General features: G+C 64.3%; 16 protein-coding genes and 1 tRNA gene. 5 read left to right on the top strand and 12 right to left on the bottom strand.

Annotated elements, in window-relative coordinates:
• Positions 1 to 76 precede the first annotated feature (76 nt).
• On the top strand, positions 77 to 349 hold the full coding sequence (locus ACYQML_RS13690; RefSeq protein ID WP_461233112.1) for a hypothetical protein: 273 nt from the start codon (positions 77 to 79) through the stop codon (positions 347 to 349).
• Between the two features lie 85 nt (positions 350 to 434).
• Here the strand turns inward: ACYQML_RS13690 and ACYQML_RS13685 are convergent, their stop codons facing one another.
• Positions 435 to 1,181: an N-formylglutamate amidohydrolase gene (locus ACYQML_RS13685; RefSeq protein ID WP_461224413.1), complete on the bottom strand. Its 747-nt coding sequence runs from the start codon at positions 1,179 to 1,181 to the stop codon at positions 435 to 437.
• A gap of 205 nt (positions 1,182 to 1,386) precedes the next feature.
• Between ACYQML_RS13685 and ACYQML_RS13680 the strand changes: the two genes are divergently transcribed.
• Both ACYQML_RS13680 and ACYQML_RS13675 read left to right on the top strand, forming a co-directional pair.
• Positions 1,387 to 2,715 (top strand): glycerate kinase type-2 family protein, encoded by a 1,329-nt coding sequence (locus ACYQML_RS13680; protein ID WP_207412119.1) that lies wholly within the window; start codon positions 1,387 to 1,389, stop codon positions 2,713 to 2,715.
• Positions 2,716 to 2,803: 88 nt separating this feature from the next.
• Complete coding sequence (locus ACYQML_RS13675) at positions 2,804 to 3,175, top strand: DUF1036 domain-containing protein (protein WP_207412145.1); 372 nt, start codon at positions 2,804 to 2,806, stop codon at positions 3,173 to 3,175.
• 90 nt (positions 3,176 to 3,265) lie between these two features.
• Here ACYQML_RS13675 and ACYQML_RS13670 read toward each other — a convergent pair whose 3' ends face one another.
• From ACYQML_RS13670 to ACYQML_RS13660, 3 genes are all read right to left on the bottom strand, one after another.
• Positions 3,266 to 4,744, bottom strand: coding sequence for a glycosyltransferase family 61 protein (locus ACYQML_RS13670; RefSeq protein WP_461233111.1), 1,479 nt, complete (start codon positions 4,742 to 4,744; stop codon positions 3,266 to 3,268).
• Between the two features lie 114 nt (positions 4,745 to 4,858).
• Entirely contained in the window at positions 4,859 to 5,002 is a 144-nt protein-coding gene (locus ACYQML_RS13665) for a hypothetical protein (RefSeq protein WP_461233110.1), read from the bottom strand.
• Positions 5,003 to 5,657: 655 nt separating this feature from the next.
• A complete protein-coding gene (locus ACYQML_RS13660; protein ID WP_461226590.1) occupies positions 5,658 to 6,662 on the bottom strand; it encodes a polysaccharide pyruvyl transferase family protein in 1,005 nt (334 codons plus the stop codon).
• 222 nt (positions 6,663 to 6,884) lie between these two features.
• Here ACYQML_RS13660 and pyk point away from each other — a divergent pair, with 222 nt between their 5' ends.
• Positions 6,885 to 8,321 (top strand): pyruvate kinase, encoded by a 1,437-nt coding sequence (gene pyk, locus ACYQML_RS13655; protein WP_461233109.1) that lies wholly within the window; start codon positions 6,885 to 6,887, stop codon positions 8,319 to 8,321.
• Positions 8,322 to 8,328: 7 nt separating this feature from the next.
• Here the strand turns inward: pyk and ACYQML_RS13650 are convergent, their stop codons facing one another.
• The 5 genes from ACYQML_RS13650 to ACYQML_RS13630 all read right to left on the bottom strand — a co-directional run bounded on the left by ACYQML_RS13650 (position 8,329) and on the right by ACYQML_RS13630 (position 13,539).
• On the bottom strand, positions 8,329 to 9,342 hold the full coding sequence (locus tag ACYQML_RS13650; protein ID WP_461233108.1) for an alpha/beta fold hydrolase: 1,014 nt from the start codon (positions 9,340 to 9,342) through the stop codon (positions 8,329 to 8,331).
• Positions 9,343 to 9,348: 6 nt separating this feature from the next.
• Positions 9,349 to 9,993, bottom strand: a complete 645-nt coding sequence (locus ACYQML_RS13645; RefSeq protein ID WP_461233107.1) for a tetratricopeptide repeat protein — start codon at positions 9,991 to 9,993, stop codon at positions 9,349 to 9,351.
• Positions 9,994 to 10,077: 84 nt separating this feature from the next.
• Positions 10,078 to 10,203, bottom strand: coding sequence for a type B 50S ribosomal protein L36 (gene ykgO / locus ACYQML_RS13640; RefSeq protein ID WP_003601867.1), 126 nt, complete (start codon positions 10,201 to 10,203; stop codon positions 10,078 to 10,080).
• Positions 10,204 to 10,435: 232 nt separating this feature from the next.
• On the bottom strand, positions 10,436 to 11,779 hold the full coding sequence (locus ACYQML_RS13635; RefSeq protein ID WP_461224437.1) for an HlyD family type I secretion periplasmic adaptor subunit: 1,344 nt from the start codon (positions 11,777 to 11,779) through the stop codon (positions 10,436 to 10,438).
• Positions 11,779 to 13,539, bottom strand: coding sequence for a type I secretion system permease/ATPase (locus ACYQML_RS13630; protein WP_461233106.1), 1,761 nt, complete (start codon positions 13,537 to 13,539; stop codon positions 11,779 to 11,781). The genes ACYQML_RS13635 and ACYQML_RS13630 overlap by 1 nt, the downstream gene beginning before the upstream one ends.
• 425 nt (positions 13,540 to 13,964) lie before the next feature.
• Between ACYQML_RS13630 and ACYQML_RS13625 the strand changes: the two genes are divergently transcribed.
• Positions 13,965 to 14,384, top strand: coding sequence for a PilZ domain-containing protein (locus ACYQML_RS13625; protein WP_311274661.1), 420 nt, complete (start codon positions 13,965 to 13,967; stop codon positions 14,382 to 14,384).
• Between the two features lie 37 nt (positions 14,385 to 14,421).
• Here the strand turns inward: ACYQML_RS13625 and ACYQML_RS13620 are convergent, their stop codons facing one another.
• From ACYQML_RS13620 to ACYQML_RS13610, 3 genes are all read right to left on the bottom strand, one after another.
• On the bottom strand, positions 14,422 to 15,657 hold the full coding sequence (locus tag ACYQML_RS13620) for a DUF1501 domain-containing protein (protein WP_311274662.1): 1,236 nt from the start codon (positions 15,655 to 15,657) through the stop codon (positions 14,422 to 14,424).
• Positions 15,658 to 15,679: 22 nt separating this feature from the next.
• Positions 15,680 to 17,128: a DUF1800 domain-containing protein gene (locus tag ACYQML_RS13615; protein ID WP_461233105.1), complete on the bottom strand. Its 1,449-nt coding sequence runs from the start codon at positions 17,126 to 17,128 to the stop codon at positions 15,680 to 15,682.
• 283 nt (positions 17,129 to 17,411) lie between these two features.
• Positions 17,412 to 17,486 (bottom strand) — tRNA-Val (locus tag ACYQML_RS13610).
• Positions 17,487 to 18,193: the final 707 nt, after the last annotated feature.

Here is an 18,193-nt window from a genome sequence, read left to right as displayed (position 1 = left end):
CCTACATCGGGGCTACACAAAAACTCACGGCCCACCGCCCTCTGACGGAGACCGCGACATTCAATAGGATCTAGTCATGAACACTCGTCTCGCTTCCGCCGTCGCCGCTGTTGCTTTGAGCCTCGGCGTCGTTGCTTCGCCTGCTCTTGCTCAGAGCTATAGTGCGCCCGCCGGTATCTCGGCCTATGCGGCTCCCGGCAGTGCAGGCCGTCAGGTCGTCGCCGATGACGACTTGACCACCGGGTCGGTCGTCAGCCGCCGCAGCGTCGATTCCGCCCAGGAAGGCAATGCCGAGCAGAACAGCTTCCCGGTCTGGCAGTACGGCCGCACCTCGGGCGGCCCCCGCTAAACAGAGGCCGACGGAATGACGAAAGCGGCGGGGCCTGAGCCCCGCCGCTTTCGTATGTGCTCTCTGTTTTATCACTGAATGACGGTCAGCCGGCTTTCGGCATCAGCGGTCGGAGGAGCTTGGCGAAACGCGCCGCCCATTCGATCTGGCCCGGCTCCAGGGCGATGAGATCCTGTCGGATCTCCACAAGGGCGTTGGGAAGGCCGCGTGCGATGGCGTGTCGATCGATCGTGTCGCCCGGCAGGCCGCCGCCATAAGGCTCGTTGTCGCCCACCGTCAGCCCGGCCGGGTCGGCGCGGAGCCCGGCGATGAGGGGCGCGCTCATACGGTCGTCCCTGTCCCACAGGATGCCCACATGCCAGGGCCGCATGGTGCCGCGCCATGAGGCCGTGAAACTGTGCATCGTGACGATGGAGGGCGGCACGCCTACCTCCGTGGCCTGCGCGACGGCCGTATCCACTGCTTCGTCGAAGGGCACATAGAAGCGGCGGATGCGCTCCTCCTTTCCGGCTTCGTCGATCCTGGCATTGCCCGGCACCACGGCGCCGTCCGACAGACGCATGACCAGCGTCGGGTCCTCGCGCCCCCGGTTGGGATCGATGACCAGGCGTGAGAACCGCGTGAGGATGGCCGGCACGCCGAGATGGGCCGCAAGCCGCCGGGTGACCTCGGCCGCGCCGATATCGTAGGCGATGTGGCGCGCGAATTCCCGCTCGGGCACCCCGAGCTGCGCCAGATCCTCCGGAACGTGATTCGAGGCATGCTCGCAGATAAGGAGGAGACCCGAAGCGGGATCCCCGGGAATCGTCTCGACGGGATGCGGCGGAAACATGAGGCGGGCACGGTCCTTCGGGGCCGATCGGGAGGAAATCCCCCTCTTCAGGCATGAAACACGCCGCCGGTCGGGTCATCGCACGCTTGCCGAGGCGGCAGGGCTCGGGCACAGCACGTATAGGCGATCGCGCCGCCACGGCAATAATCCGGCGGACAAGCAATCCGGCCCGCGCGATCGGACCTTGATGAGACACGGACACGCCATGACCGCGCCTTCACACGCTTCGCCCGCTCCCTCCCCTTCGTCCCACGACGCCGCTCGCGGCCTGCTTCTCGGCTTCCTCGACGAGGCGATCGCCGCCGCGCATCCCTCCCGCTGCCTGGTGCCGCATCTGCCCGCCCCCGGCACGGGTCGGCTGATCATCCTCGGTGCCGGCAAGGCCGGCGGAAGCATGGCCGCGGTTGCGAGCCGGTTCTACCGGGAGCAGCACGGCGTCGACGAGAGCCGCATCGTCGGTCTGGCGGTAGCGCGCCACGGCTACGGCGAAGAAGCCCCGATGATCCGCATGGTCGAGGCCGGACACCCGGTACCGGACCAGGCCGGCATCGATGCCACCATCGACGCCCTGAAGATCGCCGCCGATGCCGGGCCGGAGGACGATGTGCTCGTGCTGCTTTCGGGCGGCGGATCGGCGAATTGGATCGCGCCGGCCGGCGACCTCACTCTCGGCGAGAAACAGGCGATCACCAAGGCGTTGCTGCGCTCCGGCGCGCCGATCAACGAGATCAACGCGGTGCGCAAGCACCTGTCCCGGATCAAGGGCGGCCGGCTGGCCATGATGGCCCGCAATGCGCGCTCGATCCTGACGCTGGCGATTTCCGACGTGCCGCATGACGATCCGGCGGTGATCGCCTCGGGCCCGACCGTACCTGACCCCTCGACGCTCGCAGACGCGCGCGAGATCTGCGAGCGCCGCAACATTCCCTTGCCGGAGACCGCCAAGGCGCTCCTCAACGACCCGGCCAACGAGACGCCGAAGGCGGGCGACCCCTCCTTCGCCCGCGCCGAATACCGCATCATCGCCCGTCCCATCGACGCCCTGGATGCGGCGGCGGAGGCCGCGAAGCGCGCCGGCTACGAGGTCGTGATGCTCGGCCCCGATGTGGAGGGGGAAGCCCGTGAGGTCGCGGCGGAACACGCCGCCCTCGCCAAGGAGATGAAGGCGGCCGGCCGCAAGGTGGCGATCATCTCCGGTGGCGAACTCACCGTGACCATCGTCGGCGAGGGCCATGGCGGCCCGAACCAGGAATACGCCCTCGCCCTCGCGATCGGCCTCGATGGCGAATCCGGCATCCTCGGCATCGCCGCCGATACCGACGGGACCGATGGCGGACGTGGCGCGGCCACCGATCCAGCCGGCGGGCTTGTCGACCCGACCACGCTGGAGCGCGCCCGCGCCGCCGGCCTCGACCCGGCTGCCATGCTGGCGGACAATGATTCGACGAAGTTCTTCGCCACGATCGGCGACCTCGTCCAACCGGGTCCCACACGCACCAATGTCAATGATTGCCGTATCATTCTCGTCGGTTGACGACGTGAGCTGTCGCCGCCCCTCCCCCATTGGCGGGCGAGGGGCGGTCTTTGCCGGCCTCGTTCTTGCCAGCCTCGTCGCCCGGCCCTTGCCGGCCCAGGCGGACCTCCGTATGTGCAACCAAACCGGGAGCAAGGTCGGCATCGCGCTGGGATATCGCGACGGCCAGGGGTGGGTGACGGAAGGCTGGTGGGACGTGGCCCCCAAGGGCTGCGAAACCCTGCTGCGCGGGGCGCTCGCTTCGAGATTCTATTACGTGTTCGCCGTGGACTATACTCGCGGCGGAGAATGGAACGGTCGCTCGTTGATGTGCACCAAGGACGCCGAGTTCACGATCCACGGCGTCGAGGATTGCCTTGCCCGCGGGTTCGATCGCAACGGCTTCTATGAGGTCGATACAGGCGAGCAGAAGAGCTGGACGATCCAGCTCACGGATCCGAGCCAGCCGGCGGCGCCTTGATCGGATAATATCCTTGCTTGTCGGGAAGGCCCCTTCGACGGGCCAGGGCCGAATTGCAGCGAAATGACAGGCTTCACCTATCGTGACGCGTCATTCGGCCTTGTGCAGTGCCGAATCGAGGAAAGGTACGAAGGAATCGAGGTCGATCGTCCATTCATTGACGAGAATCTGCTGTTCTTCCAACCAAGCGCGGTAATCGTGCCCCTTGGTGATCGACAGGCGCGCGTAGTTGAAACGAAGTGCATATGAGCCGTCCTTGATGGGCAGCAACTCGAGTATCATCGTTCCTGGTCGCGAGAATACGATATGGGACAAGCCCGCACCGTGGGGCGCCATAATCACCGAGGCATGCCGGGCGAGGGCAATTTGGTGCCAGAGCGGAATGCTTGAAAATTCTTGGATCTCAAAGCCACGTTCGCGGGCAAGGGCTTCGATCTCGGCTTCGTTGGTCAGCACGCGACGGTCGGCATCGCGCCGCGTGATGTAGAGGCGTTCCGTAAGCTCGACGCCGTGCTCGGCCGCTAATCGGCTGGCCTCCTCCCCCAGCGTCTCGTAGACCGGATCGAGGTGTTTCCAGCCCACCATCCCCTTGAAGGTGACGGGTGCAAGAAGCAGCCGTTCGACGAAAACCGGTTCCGTCAGCTTCTTCGCCGCTGCGCCGAAGCCGAGGATATCCAGCGTCACCTGCTCGAATCCGGGGTTCTTCCCATTCAACAGGATTTTGAAGCCTTCATCTTCGAGAATATCGCTATCGGGGATCCAGGCGAGACGGGGTAGATAATCCGCGATCCAATGGTAAATCCCACGGCTTCCGCGGTTTCCAGCAAAGCCGATCGAGACCGTCTCGACGGAGGCTCGGTCCAAGGTCGCCATGGGTATCCCACGGGGGACGATGAGTTCACCCTTTTCCGTCCAGATCTGGCCCGATGGTTCCGTGAAGACATTCCGATACTCGATGACTTTCGGTTGTCTCCCCGCTTCCGCCGACTCACGGAATTTCGCAGCATCGCTGGTGAGCATCTCGGCGTGATGAGAGGACGTCTTCGGCGATGCCGTCAGCGCAACCGTACCCCAGACTTCGTTTTTGGGCTGCTTCCGGAAAGAAAAGCTCGTCTTATCACTTTTGATCAGGTCGCCGCCACCGCGGAAGTTGCTCACGCAGTCTTTGAGTTCATTCTTGAGGATAGGATCCTGCAAATGCTTGAAGACGTGTCTTGCGGCTTTGCCGAAGCGCGGCGAGGCCTGGGCCTCGGAATCGGTGATCAGGATACGGGCGCCTTTCTCGGGGTGCTTGCGCAAGGCGAGTTCCTTAACCGCCGCGAGCTTCACACCCACGGAGATGTCCGGTTCGAGGACGCGCTCGGTCACCTGAGTCACTAGCACCTCGTCATTCAACATCAGCGCCGCATAAAGCCGTTGCATGACTAGTTGAGGCTGCAAGATCTGGAGGGCGCGATCCTCCGTCTTATCAATTACGGCGGCCCATTCGTTTGCCACCGCGTGCTTGCGACAGGCATGGAGCACGGCATTCGCATGACTGGGCGATGCTTCGGTCTTCCCAGCGCTCACTATCGTCCAACTCCGTCGTTTCGGCCCAAGGCTGCTAACCCGCGATGACCAGTCTCAATGAGCGGGAGCCGGCGTACAATACGGGGGAGCAGTATTCCCCGTCCGTTCGATCACTCAGTTGTCGCTGGTTGAATCCGAGGCCTTGTCGGGACGGGCCCCGATACGAGCCTTGCGGCGTGCCGCCTTACGAGCGGCGATACGCTCCTGACGCCGCTTCTCGGCCGATTCCGAACGCAGAGGAGTAGCTTGCTCGTCCATCGATTTCTCTTGCTTCTACGGGAAACCAGACTGGGTACAACTCCGGTCTTGCACCGCGGGACTACCTTAATGCGTGCAGCGCTGTCAAAGCGAAGCGCTCGACGCTCGCGCTGAATTTTGCTTCTTTTCGATCAGTCGTCTCGGTCTCGTGCCATGAACGGCGAGCCGCCGTATTTCTCAACCGCGGTCACTCCCTGAGCAAACGCGATCCCGGACCGACGCGGCAGCGGATCAAGCAGACCGCTTCGCACACCCATATGAGCGCGAAACCTTGACGCGCGGCCCGCCTCGGTGGTTGTGGCCCCTCGACCCCAATCGGCCGTTCGAACCCGACGGGGATCCTCAAAAAACTCCGAGAACCGGAGTGAAACGCTCAGGCCGCACGAAAATCATTGCCACCCTCGGTCCGGCTTCCGACACTCCGGAGATGATCGAGAAACTGTTCCGCGCCGGTGCGGACGGGTTCCGGCTCACTATGAGGCACTTTCAACGAACTCAACCTCGGCGGACCTGAAAGGATGGTCCGCCAGCACGCTCGACTTGGAATTAAGCCTGCTAGGCGGCGCATGAATGGAGGAATGCCTAACGAACCGGTTGGCCTGCCTCGAACTGCAAATGACGCAGAGATAACAACGTAAGGTTCGATGCGTGCAGCTCACTTCATCGGAGCGCGTGTCTCGCTCAAGTTCCGCACCGGGAAGGGAAAGGCTGAGCGGAGCGCCACCGTATCGATGCGCGACGGGGGCAGGACGCAGCGGCGCGCGTCCAGCCAATCCACATCGGTGAACTCGCGCTGCGCTTGGAGGGCCGGATCCGTAAGTCCCACCGATAGCTTGTAATCTTCCACCTTGAAGGAGTTGGTGTCTCCATTAAGGTTCATGTATTGGGCAGGAACACCATAAGCATGAGACACGATGAGACCATGCAATGAGGTCGTGACAATCTCTTCGCAGCTCAAAATATCTCTGATGACACGTTCGATATCGTCGAAGGACACCGAGTGGAGGGATATCACTTTGATGTGATCAAGTCCAAGCTTGCGGATCGCAGTCCGAATCTCCGCATCCTGCAGGACGTGGGAAATGATGCCGATCTTGTGGGTCTTGGCAACGTCGGGAGCGTAGATTTCGGGCAGAAGCACTGCGGCGTCGCCATAGATCTCGGGACATTCTGCGCCTGCCGCCAGTACGGCACCGCGGGAGAGCGGGCCGCGAACCGCTGCATAGATCGCCGTGGGACAGAGCGGATCGGTAGCGCGTGGCATGCCCGTCCCCCACAGGCGCATACCAGGTCTGGCGAATTTCGCGATACTGCCGATGCAGAGGCCATCGGCCTCCTTACTGGAAACCCAGCGTGGCATCACGCCGAAAGCGTGCCACAATACGTAAGGGGTGAGGATATCGCCAAAATTGCCCGGATAAGGGCTGCGCATCCACCAGATCTTCGGACGATACTGCTCCTCGAGGCCGGCCTGCGCCGCCATGTCCTCGAAGTCGAGAAGCGCGCGGTTGGAATTGAGCATCGGCCTCCATTCCTCGGCCGATTCGGCGAGAAGATCCGCTGCGAGCTTCTCAAATCCTTTCCTGTCGCCTTCCCTGATCAGCGTTGCCAACTTCCGAGAGACCAGCTTGCCCTTGTCGGCCTTTTCCTTCTCCGTCACGCTCCGTCTCCCCAGGCAGCCCGTCGACCCTAATGGCGTGAGCTTATCGTCCCTGCGAAGGCCTGTGTCGAGGGGCCCCATCCGGGCGATCGGCGGGGGCAATCATTTCCAGCCGGCGCCCCTCACCTTGACGCCTGACCCGCCCCGGTGCTTGTGACCGCTCGCCCTCCATTCGTCCGGTCGGTCACGACAGGCGGAATCATAAGAAAACGGGAGACCGGAGTGAAACGCTCGCGCCGCACAAAGATCATCGCCACCCTCGGTCCGGCTTCCGATACGCCGGAGATGATCGAGAAACTGTTCCGCGCCGGTGCGGATGTGTTCCGGCTCAACATGAGCCACCTTCCGCGCGAGAAATTGCCCGAGAAGATCGAGGTGATCCGCACCATCGAGCGTGAGTTGCGCCGGCCCATCGCCGTCCTGGTGGATCTCCAGGGCCCGAAGCTGCGGGTCGCCGCCTTCGCCGAGGGCAGCGCGATCCTCGAGAACGGGGCCTCCTTCGTGCTCGATTCGGATACGACGCCGGGCGACATCCATCGCGTCTACCTTCCTCACCCCGAGATTCTGTCCGCGCTCGAGCCCGGCCACGTCGTCATCATCGATGACGGCAAGCTGCGCCTCGTCGTGACCGAAGTCTCGGAGGGACGCGCGGTGACCGAGGTCGTCATCGGCGGCAGGATTTCCAACCGCAAGGGCGTGTCCTTGCCCGACACGGTGATCCCGGTCGCGGCGATGACCGAAAAGGATCGCGGCGATCTGGAGGCCGGCCTCAATGCCGGCGCGGACTGGATCGCGGTCTCCTTCGTCCAGCGCCCCGAGGACGTGGCCGAGGTGAAGAAGGTCGCCGCCGGCCGCGCGCTGGTCATGGCGAAGATCGAGAAGCCGCAGGCGCTGACCCGTCTCGACGAGATCATCGAGATCTCCGACGGCATCATGGTGGCGCGCGGCGATCTCGGCGTGGAGATGCCGCTCGAGCAGGTGCCCGGCGTGCAGAAGCGGATCACGCGTGGTGCGCGGCGTCTGGGCAAGCCCGTCGTGGTCGCGACCCAGATGCTGGAATCGATGATCACCGCGCCGGTCCCCACCCGCGCCGAGGTCTCGGACGTGGCGACGGCAGTCTACGAGGGCGCGGATGCGGTGATGCTGTCGGCGGAGAGCGCCTCCGGCGCTTTCCCGATCGAGGCGATCTCGATGATGAACCGTATCGCCGAGCAGGTGGAGCGCGACGCGCTCTACTGGACGATCCTGACGGCGCAGCGCTCCGAGCCCGATGCCACCGCGTCGGACGCCATCGCGGCGGCCGCGCATCAGATGGTCGGTGCTCTCGGCCTCACCGCCATCATGGCCTGGACGCATTCGGGATCGACGGCCCTGCGTCTCGCCCGCTCGCGGCCCAACGCCACGATCATCGCCCTCACGCCGAAGCGCGAGACCGCCCGGCGGCTGGCCATGTGCTGGGGCACGCACCCGATCGTCACCAACGATGCGAGCGACGTGGACGACATGGCCTTCCGCGCGGCGAAATTCGCCGTTCGCGAACGCTTCGCCGAGATCGGCGACCGGGTCATCGTCGTGGCGGGCGTGCCGTTCGGGACGCCGGGCGCTACCAACCTGGTGCGGATCGCCTTCGTCACCCGCGATCACGCCGCGAGGGCTTGATCAACAGTCAGGGCGCGACGGGTTCAGTTTCCGTCGCGCCGATCTCGGCGGCGAGGCGCTCAATGGCATCCACGAGCGCATTCGTCGCCATATAGGGCACCATGTGGCCGATGCCCGGCAGCAGAACGAGGCGCGCGCCGGGGATAGTCCTGGCCAAAGGCTCCGCATGGCGCGTCGCCGGAACTGCGGCATCCGCATCGCCGGAGACGATCACCGTCGGCACGGCGATCTTACCGTATCGCGGAGCCTGGGCCGCCAAGGCTGCGGGTAGGCCGATCAGGTCTTCGAGATTCGCCAACATCGTCGCGGGGCGCAATACCAGGGCTGAGCGGCTACGGTCGAGATAATCTCCGGGAAGTTCCTGCGGCCGGAAGGCCGCACGCCCCGCGCGTTCGAGATAATAGAGGCCGAGCGGTGTCGTGACGGTGCGGCTGAGCAGCCAAGCGACCGGGGGCTTCAACGCGAGGCGGTAATACCATGGCAGAGGCGCCATGGCGGGAAACGGCATCGCCACCGGCGCCACCAGCACGAGGCCGGACACGACCTCCGGATGGTCGAGGGCAATGGCGGTGGCCAGCGCACCGGCCCAGGAATGCCCCATCAGGATCACGCGGCCGGTCCCGATACCTTCGATAGCCTGCGCGATGGCGTGTCCCTGTGCCGCCGGACTAGCCATATCGCGGTCGCCGAGGCGGTCGCTCCAGCCGTATCCCGGCCTGTCGAAAGCGATGACGCGAAAACCGCTCTCCGCGAGCCTGCGGCCGACACCTTCCATCGGATCGGCCGCATTGGCCGAAGCCCCGTGCAGGAGCACGATGGTTCCCCTGGAGGAAGGATTCGGACCGGCCTGGATCGTCGCGAGCCGTCCGCCCGCCACTTCCACGGAGGGGCCGAGCGGCGGGAACTTGGTGCCGACCCGCAGGGTGACGATCAAGGTCACGAGAGCGCCGGCCGCGAGCACGCTGACGATCAATCCGAGCATCGCGCCCGCGATCAGGCCGAGCCAGTGCAGAAGAACCATGTCCGGTTACAGATCCCGCCCGTCGATCTCGGGGACAAGCCGGTCGATGGCGCTCTGGAGCGTCTCCATGCGCGGATAGATGGCGGAGGCGCGCCTGAAAGCGTCGAGGGCGCGGCGCTTGTCATCCATGGACAGATAGATCCGCCCCAGTGCCGCCCAGGCCTCGTAATGTCGTGGTTCCAGCACCAGCGTCCGCTGCAGATCGGCCACGGCATTGGTCTGGTCGGTGAGCAGCCAGAACACCGTCGCCCGGCGGTTCCAGCCCTCCGCCCATTGCGGCTCCAGGGTGGTGGCGCGGTCCATCAACTCGACGGCGAGGGCATAATCGCGGCCCGACATCGCCTGGCGGGCACGTTCGGTGAGGAGATCCGCCGTGGCGCTGCCGGAGCGCCCGAGACGCTGCTCGATCAGACGGGAGATACCCTTGGCCTCGGCATCGTCCTCGGACGCCTTCAGCCTCGCATAGAGATCTTCGAGGCTCGGCGCCTGCACCTTCCTGGGTGCATCCTTCTCGGTTTCCTTGACCTGTGCGGTCTCCCGGCCCTGACTCGCTTGAGGCAGAGCGTCGGCGGACGATGCCCCGAACGAAAAAAACGCGGCGCTCAGGAGCGCAGCGTTGAAAAGAATGCCGAGGTGCCGGGACAGCGTCATGAGAGCGAGCTTCCTCGCCCTTCACGCCGCCGTCAACAGGCAGGCTTGACGCGGCTGCCCCGAATTGCCGGGCAGCCCGCAGCCTCAGCCCTGGCGGGCCTTGAAGCGCTTCTGCGTCTTGTTGATGACGTAGACGCGGCCCTTACGGCGCACGAGCTGGTTGTCGCGGTGACGGCCACGGAGGGACTTGAGGGAGTTGCGAATCTTCATCGGTCTCACGTCGGCCGGGTTTGAGCCCGCCGCCTGTCCATAGGGTCTCGGGAACGAGGCACCTCGGTAAGGCGTCCTCGGCGATGGCAGTTCACGCATCGCGGAAAGGCGGTTGCCATATCAGGCTTGAGCGCCTGAAGGCAAGATGCAACCGACCTGCCCATGTTGCGGATTCTTCAAACTCTTGCCCCGACGCATGGTCGGGGTCTCCATTCTTCGCCTCTCGGAGCCGTCAACGCTCGCGCCAAGCCTTGGCGATCTGGTCCGTCAGAGGCTTCGTCAGGTAGGAGATGACCGAGCGGTCCCCGAGTTGCATGAACGCTTCCACAGGCATGCCGGGCACGAGCTGGACCTTGCCGAGGCGCTCCACCTGATCCTCCGTCATGCGGATGCGCGCGGTGTAGTAGGTCATGCCGCTCTTCGGGTCCTGCGAGACGTCGGCCGAAACCCGGCTCACGATCCCGTCGATCTCGGGCGTCACCCGCTGGTTGAAGGCCGGGAAGCGCAGGACCGCCCGCTGGTCCACGCGGACGTTGTCGATGTCCTGCGGCTGAATCTTTACTTCGACGATGAGCTTGTCGGCGTCGGGCACGATCAGCATCGCCGGCTCGCTGGGAACCACGAGGCCGCCGATCGTGTGCACGGTCAACTGGTGGACCGTGCCGTTCTGAGGCGAGCGCATGTCGATGCGCTTGAGCTGATCCTCCGCGGCGATGCGCTTTTCCACATATTCCGACCAGCGGCCGCGAATCTCCGCGAGTTCCTTTCCGGTCTCGGTGCGCATGTCCTGATCGATCTGGAAGATCTGCAGTTCGATCTCGGTGATCTTTCCCTTGGCCGATGCGGTGGAGGCGATGAGCTGCCCGCGCTCGCCCTGCAGCCGGGCGCCGTCGCGTTCGAGCGCCGTGACGCGCGAGAGCGGCACGAGGTTCTTGCCGTAGAGCTCGCGCACGCCCTTCAGCTCGGTCCCGATCAGCGCCGTTTCCCGCTCCTTGGCGGCGGCCTGTTCGGTGAGGCCCTTGATCTCTTCGCCGAGCTGGGAGACGCGCTCGCGCAACTGCGCCTTCTGGCCCTCGCGGCCGGCGACCCTGGCGTGGAACAGGCGGGTTTCGCTGTCCACCAGATGCGCGACGGACGGATCCTTGGCCTTGCGGGCCAGGAGATCCGCCGGGAAGGTGATCTCGGATGCGCCGTCACGCTCCGCCTCGTCGCGGGCGCGGCGGGCCGCGAATTCGTCGAGCGCCTTCAGGATGATGTCGAGATTGGCGCGGGTCTGGGTCTCGTCGAGGCGGATCAGGATGTCGCCGGCCTTGACCCGTGCGCCCTCCTTCACCCGCAACTCGCCGACGACGCCGCCGGTGGGATGCTGGACCTTCTTCACATCCGATTCGACCATGAGCTGGCCCGGAGCGATCACCGCTCCCGAGATCATCGTGAAGGTGGCCCAGCCGCCGATGCCGACGACCAGGACGGCGCCGACACCGATGGCGACGGCAAGGTGGCGGCGGATGGACCCGTTGGCCGTGGGGCGGACCTGGGCGGCGGGAAGTCCGACGGGCGACAGTGCGATGGCCATCACGCGCTCTCCTGCAGGGCGGCGACGTTCGCGCCGGTTCGTTGTGCGGCGACCGGCTCGGCGGCGGGAGCCGGGGTCGACCGGAGGACGCGCTTGAGCACCTCGTCCTTGGGGCCGAAGGCCTGGGCCCGCCCGTCGGCCATCATCAGGATCATGTCGACGGCCGCCAGGGCGCTGGGGCGGTGCGCCACGACGATGCAGATGCCGCCGCGCTGCCGCACACCGACGATGGCCTGGGTCAGGGCGTTCTCGCCCTCCCCGTCGAGATTCGAGTTGGGTTCATCCAGCACCACGAGGAAGGGGTCGCCATAAAGCGCCCTCGCCAGGCCGACACGCTGGCGCTGACCCGCCGACAGGCCGGCGCCGCCCTCCCCGATCCGCGTGTCGTAGCCTTCCGAGAGGCGCAGGATCATCTCGTGGATGCCCGCCGATTTGGCCGCCGCGATGACGGCGCCCGATTGGGCGTTGGGATCGAACCGGGCGATGTTCTCGGCGATGGTGCCCGCGAACAGCTCCACTTCCTGCGGCAGGAAGCCGATATGCGGTCCGAGATCGGCGCTGGACCATTGGTCGATGGCCGCGCCGTCGATCCTGACTTTGCCGCGAACGGGAGGCCAGACGCCGACGATGGCGCGGACGAGGCTGGACTTGCCCGACGCGCTCGGGCCGATGATTCCGAGCCCCTGTCCGCGCTGCAGCGAAAGGCTGACATCCTGGACGACGATGCGCTGGGTTCCGGGCGGTGCGAGGGTGACGTTCTCGGCGACGAGACTCTGCGACGGAGCGGGCAGCGCGTGGGGCTGTTCGGCGGCGGGCAGGCGCGCGAACAGCTCCGAGAGCCGCGCCCAGCTCTGGCGCGCCTGAACGAATCCCTTCCAATTGGCAATGGCGAGTTCCGCCGGAGCCAGGGCACGGGCGACGAGGATCGACGAGGCGATGATGACGCCGGCCGAAGCCAGATTGTTGATGACGAGCCATGCGCCGAGGGCGAGCACACCCGATTGCAGCGCCATTCGGAACACTTTCGAGCCCGCACCGAAACCGCTGGCGACGTCCGAGACGTTCATCTGCGACTGCATGTAGTCGCGGTTGGCACCACCCCAGCGATCGGCGAAACGTCCCTGCATTCCCATGGCGGCGAGCACCTCGGCATTGCGGCGACCGGCTTCCGCCAATCCGTTGCGGCGCATGCCGTGGGCGGTGGCGGTCTGCGAGGGCCCACGCGTCGAGCGATCCGTGGTCAAGGCGAGGACGGCCAGGACCGCCGCGCCCACGAGCGCGGCGACGCCGATGAGGGGGTGGAAGAGGAAGCAGATGAAGACGTAGATCGGCATCCACGGCAGATCGAAGAAGGCCGAGGGGCCCGTGCCGCCGAGGAAGGCACGCAACTGGTCGAGATCGCGCAGGGGCAGCAGCCCGTCGCCCGGGGTGGCACCCTTCAGGGGAGCCCGTACGACGATGTCGAACACCCGCGCGCTGAGGGCTTCGTCCAGAGACGCGCCGACGCGTGCAAGGATACGCGAGCGGATCGTCTCCAGAATGCCCTGAAATCCATAGAGGACGAGGGCGAGGATCACCAGGCCGACCAGTGTCGGCACGCTGCGGCTCGGAATGACGCGGTCGTAGACTTCGAGCATGAAGAACGATCCGGTCAGATATAAAATGTTGACCAAACCGCTCATCACCGCGACGCCGATGAACGCTGTCCGGCAACTTGCCAACGCCGAAATGATCTCGGCCGATTCCCGCCCCTTAGCCACTGCCGCCCCCGCCGTCACGTTCGATTGTCAAGCTTAGTTCGTAGGAAAGTCTGCGATACCGTTTGCGAACGGCGGTCGGACACTCTCTTCCTCTTAGAAGAAAAGTGTGAATTCGAGAACTCGAAAACATGCCCGTGCGGTTGGATTATGACCGCCTGCTTCCGGCGGGCGCTTCTCCAGCAGCGCCTCTGATGGTCCAATCCAGCCTTTGTGGGGGTGATCAGGTGCATCTTTTGACTGGCGAAGTCCCCTCGCATCTGGGCCGATCCGGCGACGATGAAGTCCGCGATGCCTTATGCTTCGGATCGCGCGACCTCGTGTATCGGCCGCCAAGCACCGCGAGAAATTCCGATTGCCAGTAGATGTCCGTAAACGTTCTCGGCTTATGCCGATGTGAGTAATGGCGAAACGCCGGAGCGTCTTCAGTGCGGTCGGACAAAGAGACGGGCGAGTCGCAGGATCCGGTGCCGCGGCGCGAGGACCGGAACTCAACCAACTGGATCGCGAATATCCGCCTTCCGGACGGTAGCGAAATCCCTTGCACCGTGAAGGACGTCTCCAAATCCGGTGCCAAGCTCGGCATCCCGTCCTACCAAGCTTTGCCGCCTTCCTTTCTGCTCCGCATCATCGGCCGTGACTTCGTCTGCATGGTGAAGCTCGCCTGGAGGCGGGGCGACTATGTCGGCGTCCGGATCGAGCGCGTCGGGAAGGTGGCGCCGTCTCGCGCCAAACAGGTCGCGCAGCTGCCCCCGGCCGTGGAGATCGCCGTAGAGGCGCCCCCAAACACCGACGAACCGGGCGGCGTCGGCATCCCTTCGCGCAGACGGACCCCCTCCATCTTTTGACGAGGGTCGATGGCGTAGCCTCTGCGCCTCGCGCAGGTCAGGCCCGAAGCAGATCCCTCATACCGGGGGCCTTCTCGCTGCCGGGGAAGATCTTTTCCGACAGGACCTTCTCCTCGAACCCGAACTGATCGATCAGCAGGCCCTTCATCACGGCGCGCAGATCCGTCGTCGGCGCGAGGTCGCGACCTTCGAACAGGGCGCTTTCCTTCAGGCTCGGCCAATCGGCGATTACCCGTCCCCCTGCCACCGCGCCTCCGACGAGGAAGGCCACCGTCGCCGTTCCGTGATCGGTGCCGGAGGAGCCGTTCACATGCACGGTGCGGCCGAATTCCGTGACGATCAGAACGGAGGTCTGTGCCCATGAGGCGCCGAGTCCCTCCTTGATCGCCGCTATGCCGGCATCGAGGGAGGCCAGGTTCCTGGCGAGACGCCCCTCATAGGGACCCTGGGACGAGTGTGTGTCCCAACCGTCGAAGTTCATCACGGCGATGCGGGGGCCGGTGACGGGCGCCATGAGCGAGGCCGCAGCGCGGGCGGCCGAGGCGAAGCTGTTGGGGCCCCTCAACGGCTGCTTGCCCATCGCCGCCATGCTCGGATCCGAGGCGATGAAATCGTCGACCTGCACACCCTCGCGCAGGGCATTTGCCAGGGCCTGGTCCTTGTCGTCGTAGAGCGCTTGAAGCCGCATCAGCGTATCGGCCGAGGCGTAGGGAAGAGTCTGCGGCTGCCATGTCTCGACCTGGGCCGGACCACGCAGGATCAGCGGTGTCGTCGCGCTGACGGAGAGAGCCTTGGCCGGCCGCAACTCGATGCCCTTGGCCTTCGGAATGAGGGACAGCGCGCGATTGAGCCAGCCGGTATCGACGCCGGAACTGGAGCGCGTCATCCCGTTCTCGAGGACCTCCTGCGCGTCGAAATGCGAGCGGGCGCGGTAGGGGGTAGCGACGGCATGGAACAGCGTGGCCTCGCGCTTGGCATAGAGATCGGCCAGGTTCGGCATGGCCGGATTGAGCGAGAACAGCGGATCGAGCCGGAAGGGCGTGTGCGTCGGGGACAGCTTGAAGCCGGAGCGGATCGAAGCGAATTGCGGATCGCCCACCGGCATCACCGCCGACAGGCCGTCGAGCCCACCGCGCAGCACCACCACGAGGAAGCGCGGGTCACGGCCGGACGCGGCCCAGACCTTCGGCACATAGGGCCAGGCGAAGAGGGCGCCGGCGCCGAGCAGCAGGTTGCGGCGCGTCGGCAGGTGGGCATGTTCCTGAGGATTCATGGGGTCATCGCCTCTCGACCGGCTAGCGCCGCTGGAATTCCGGACTGAGCATCAGCAGGGCCAATGCCTGTTCGGGGCTTTCGCCCTGCCTGATCACGCGCCGGGTCTCGTCCGAGAAATAGCCGCCGATCCGGTCGTCCACGAGTTTGCGGATATCGACATGGTTCGCGTTGAATGTCGCGCATTGCTGCGCCCAGTCGATCCGGCTCTTGATGCCATCCGAGGTCGCCCAGGCATCGTCTTCCTCGGCCCATCCCTTCGGTGACGGGGCGGCCAGGAACGGCTGGCCCATCGCGAGAAGCGAGGCTTTCGGCGATGGCCTAACCGGCGCTTGTCCGAGGAGGCGACCGGTTGCGGCGAGGAACTCGATCGGCGAGCGGAGCTTCACGGGAGCGGCGGTCCAGGCCTCGTCGTTTTGGATCAGCGCGGCGGTCACGGCCTTCAGGTCGCCGTCGCTGTCCTGAAAGACCTTGGCGAGATCCTTCTGAAGAGAGTCCGACGCCTTTTCCGATACGAACGCACGCGCCATCCGTCGCGTCACGTAGCGTGCCGTGGATGGGTGGCGGACGAGGTCGGTCAGGACCGCGGGAAACTCCTCTGCTCCCGCTTCCGCGTAACGCTTACCGAGGATGGTCTTCGGCCCTGGTTGATGCAGCCGTTCACGGAACACCACCTCGCCGAAAGTCTCGGATTTTGGGTTGAGATCCACGGTCCAGCCCGTGAGGACGGAGGCCAATGCCGTGACGTCGGCCTGACTGTAGCCCCCGTCGACGCCGAGTGTGTGGAGTTCGAGCACCTCGCGTCCGAGATTCTCGTTGAGGCCGGATTTCTTGATGCGCCCGACTTTAGAATCGGGGCCGATCGAGGATGCGTTGTCGAGATAATAGAGCATGGAGGCGTGCAGGATCGCCGCCTTGGCCATGTCGTGAAAGCGGCCGAGAATGAATGGCCGAATGGCTTCGCGCTGGAACGAACCCGCCGTAAGGCTGGATTTCCCCTTCCCAGCCCCGATTGTGAAGTGATTGGTCCAGTACAAAAACAGCCGCTCGTGCAGTGGTGCCTCGGTCGCCGCCGCCAGTCTGAGCCATGTGATCAGCTCATCGGCGCTCTTCGTGATCGACCCCTGAGTGGCCTTGGCCTCGGAGTCGTTCTCCATCATGCCGCCACCCATTGATGGCTCTGCGCCGGGTGCCATCGCCATGGCACCATCTTGCATATTGCTGCCTAGCTTGACCTTGGCACCGTCCGCATCCGTCATCGCTTCGCGGCGCTGCTTCGCGAGCTGACGACGATGCATCATTGCCTGCAGCTGATCGGTCGTTGACATCAGTTTGGCTTCGGGCGCCGTCACCGACATGTCGAGCTGAGCGCGAACGTAGCCGCGCGGATCGTCGAGGGCGCGCAGATCGATGGCGCTGCATCCGAGGCCGAACCGTCCGACCGCATTCGAGAATGCCAAGTTTCGGCTCATCATTATCTCCGGCATCCGGCACGGTGGCCGAGATGCCTGGCACCGAATGAAAGCGCTCGCCTTACACTCCTTGTCTGAGGCGGTTCTGTGACCGGGACGGCGGCTCACGCAAGCGTGACAGTGGCTGGCATGAGACAACTGCCATTCGCTGCCTGGGGCGCGATGGACGCGGAAGCCTCGACGTACGAGCAAGTCGTGCGTTCACGACGGAGGGGCTGCCAGAACGAGAAAAAGCCCCGTTTCCGGGGCTTTTGTTCTCTCGTCCATCTCGCCCGAAGGGAAATGGTGGGCGCGACAGGGATCGAACCTGTGACCCCTACCATGTCAAGGTAGTGCTCTCCCGCTGAGCTACGCGCCCCGGCTGAAGCGTTTCCGCTGCAGCGAGGAGCGGCGTATAGCTTTCGGCTGGAACGGGCGTCAAGGGCCTTTTCGCGGAAAGCAGGCGTTCCTTCGATCCGGGCCGCGTTTTCTTCGATGGGACTACCCTATCCCATCGAACTCTAGGTGAGGCATTTATGCTGCAGCGCAGCATAGAGATGCTTGAAGGAATATCGTGACGGAGCGTAAGTGGATTTTTATTCCAGGCATTATCAATAAGAGGAATGGAAAAATCGACACCTTCATGACAATCGAAAAATATGCTATAAATCACCTTTTACTATACTATCACAATTATGACAGGCGCATTAGCATTGGGGATTTCCTGATGCATAGATTGTTGAGTTATGTAAATTAAGTCACGTTTGTTACTAAGTGTCGATTTTTTATTGTAGTAATACAATAATAATTTTGGAAACCGATAGCGCGGTGCGTTAATAATGTTTGATATTATGCCAATGCGGGATAGGTTTGTACAGTTTCAGACGTGCCGTTGAAGTAGCGGCCTATATTGAATGCTGCCGTAATCATGACTGTGTGATTTTTATCATCCCGTGAAACTATCCGTATCTCGAAATCCCTCCGGCCTCTCTGCTGCAGCAAAGCTGCCATGGGTTGGACACGGTTCCGGCTGCATATTATGCATCCTCACGTCGGTTGTCCGCTGCAGGTGCGAGACGGCGATGT

The sequence above is a fragment of the Methylobacterium sp. CM6244 genome (assembly GCF_054817885.1).
The sequence above is the reverse complement of the archived record's forward strand: the minus strand, read 5'-3'. Positions and strand labels throughout refer to the sequence as shown.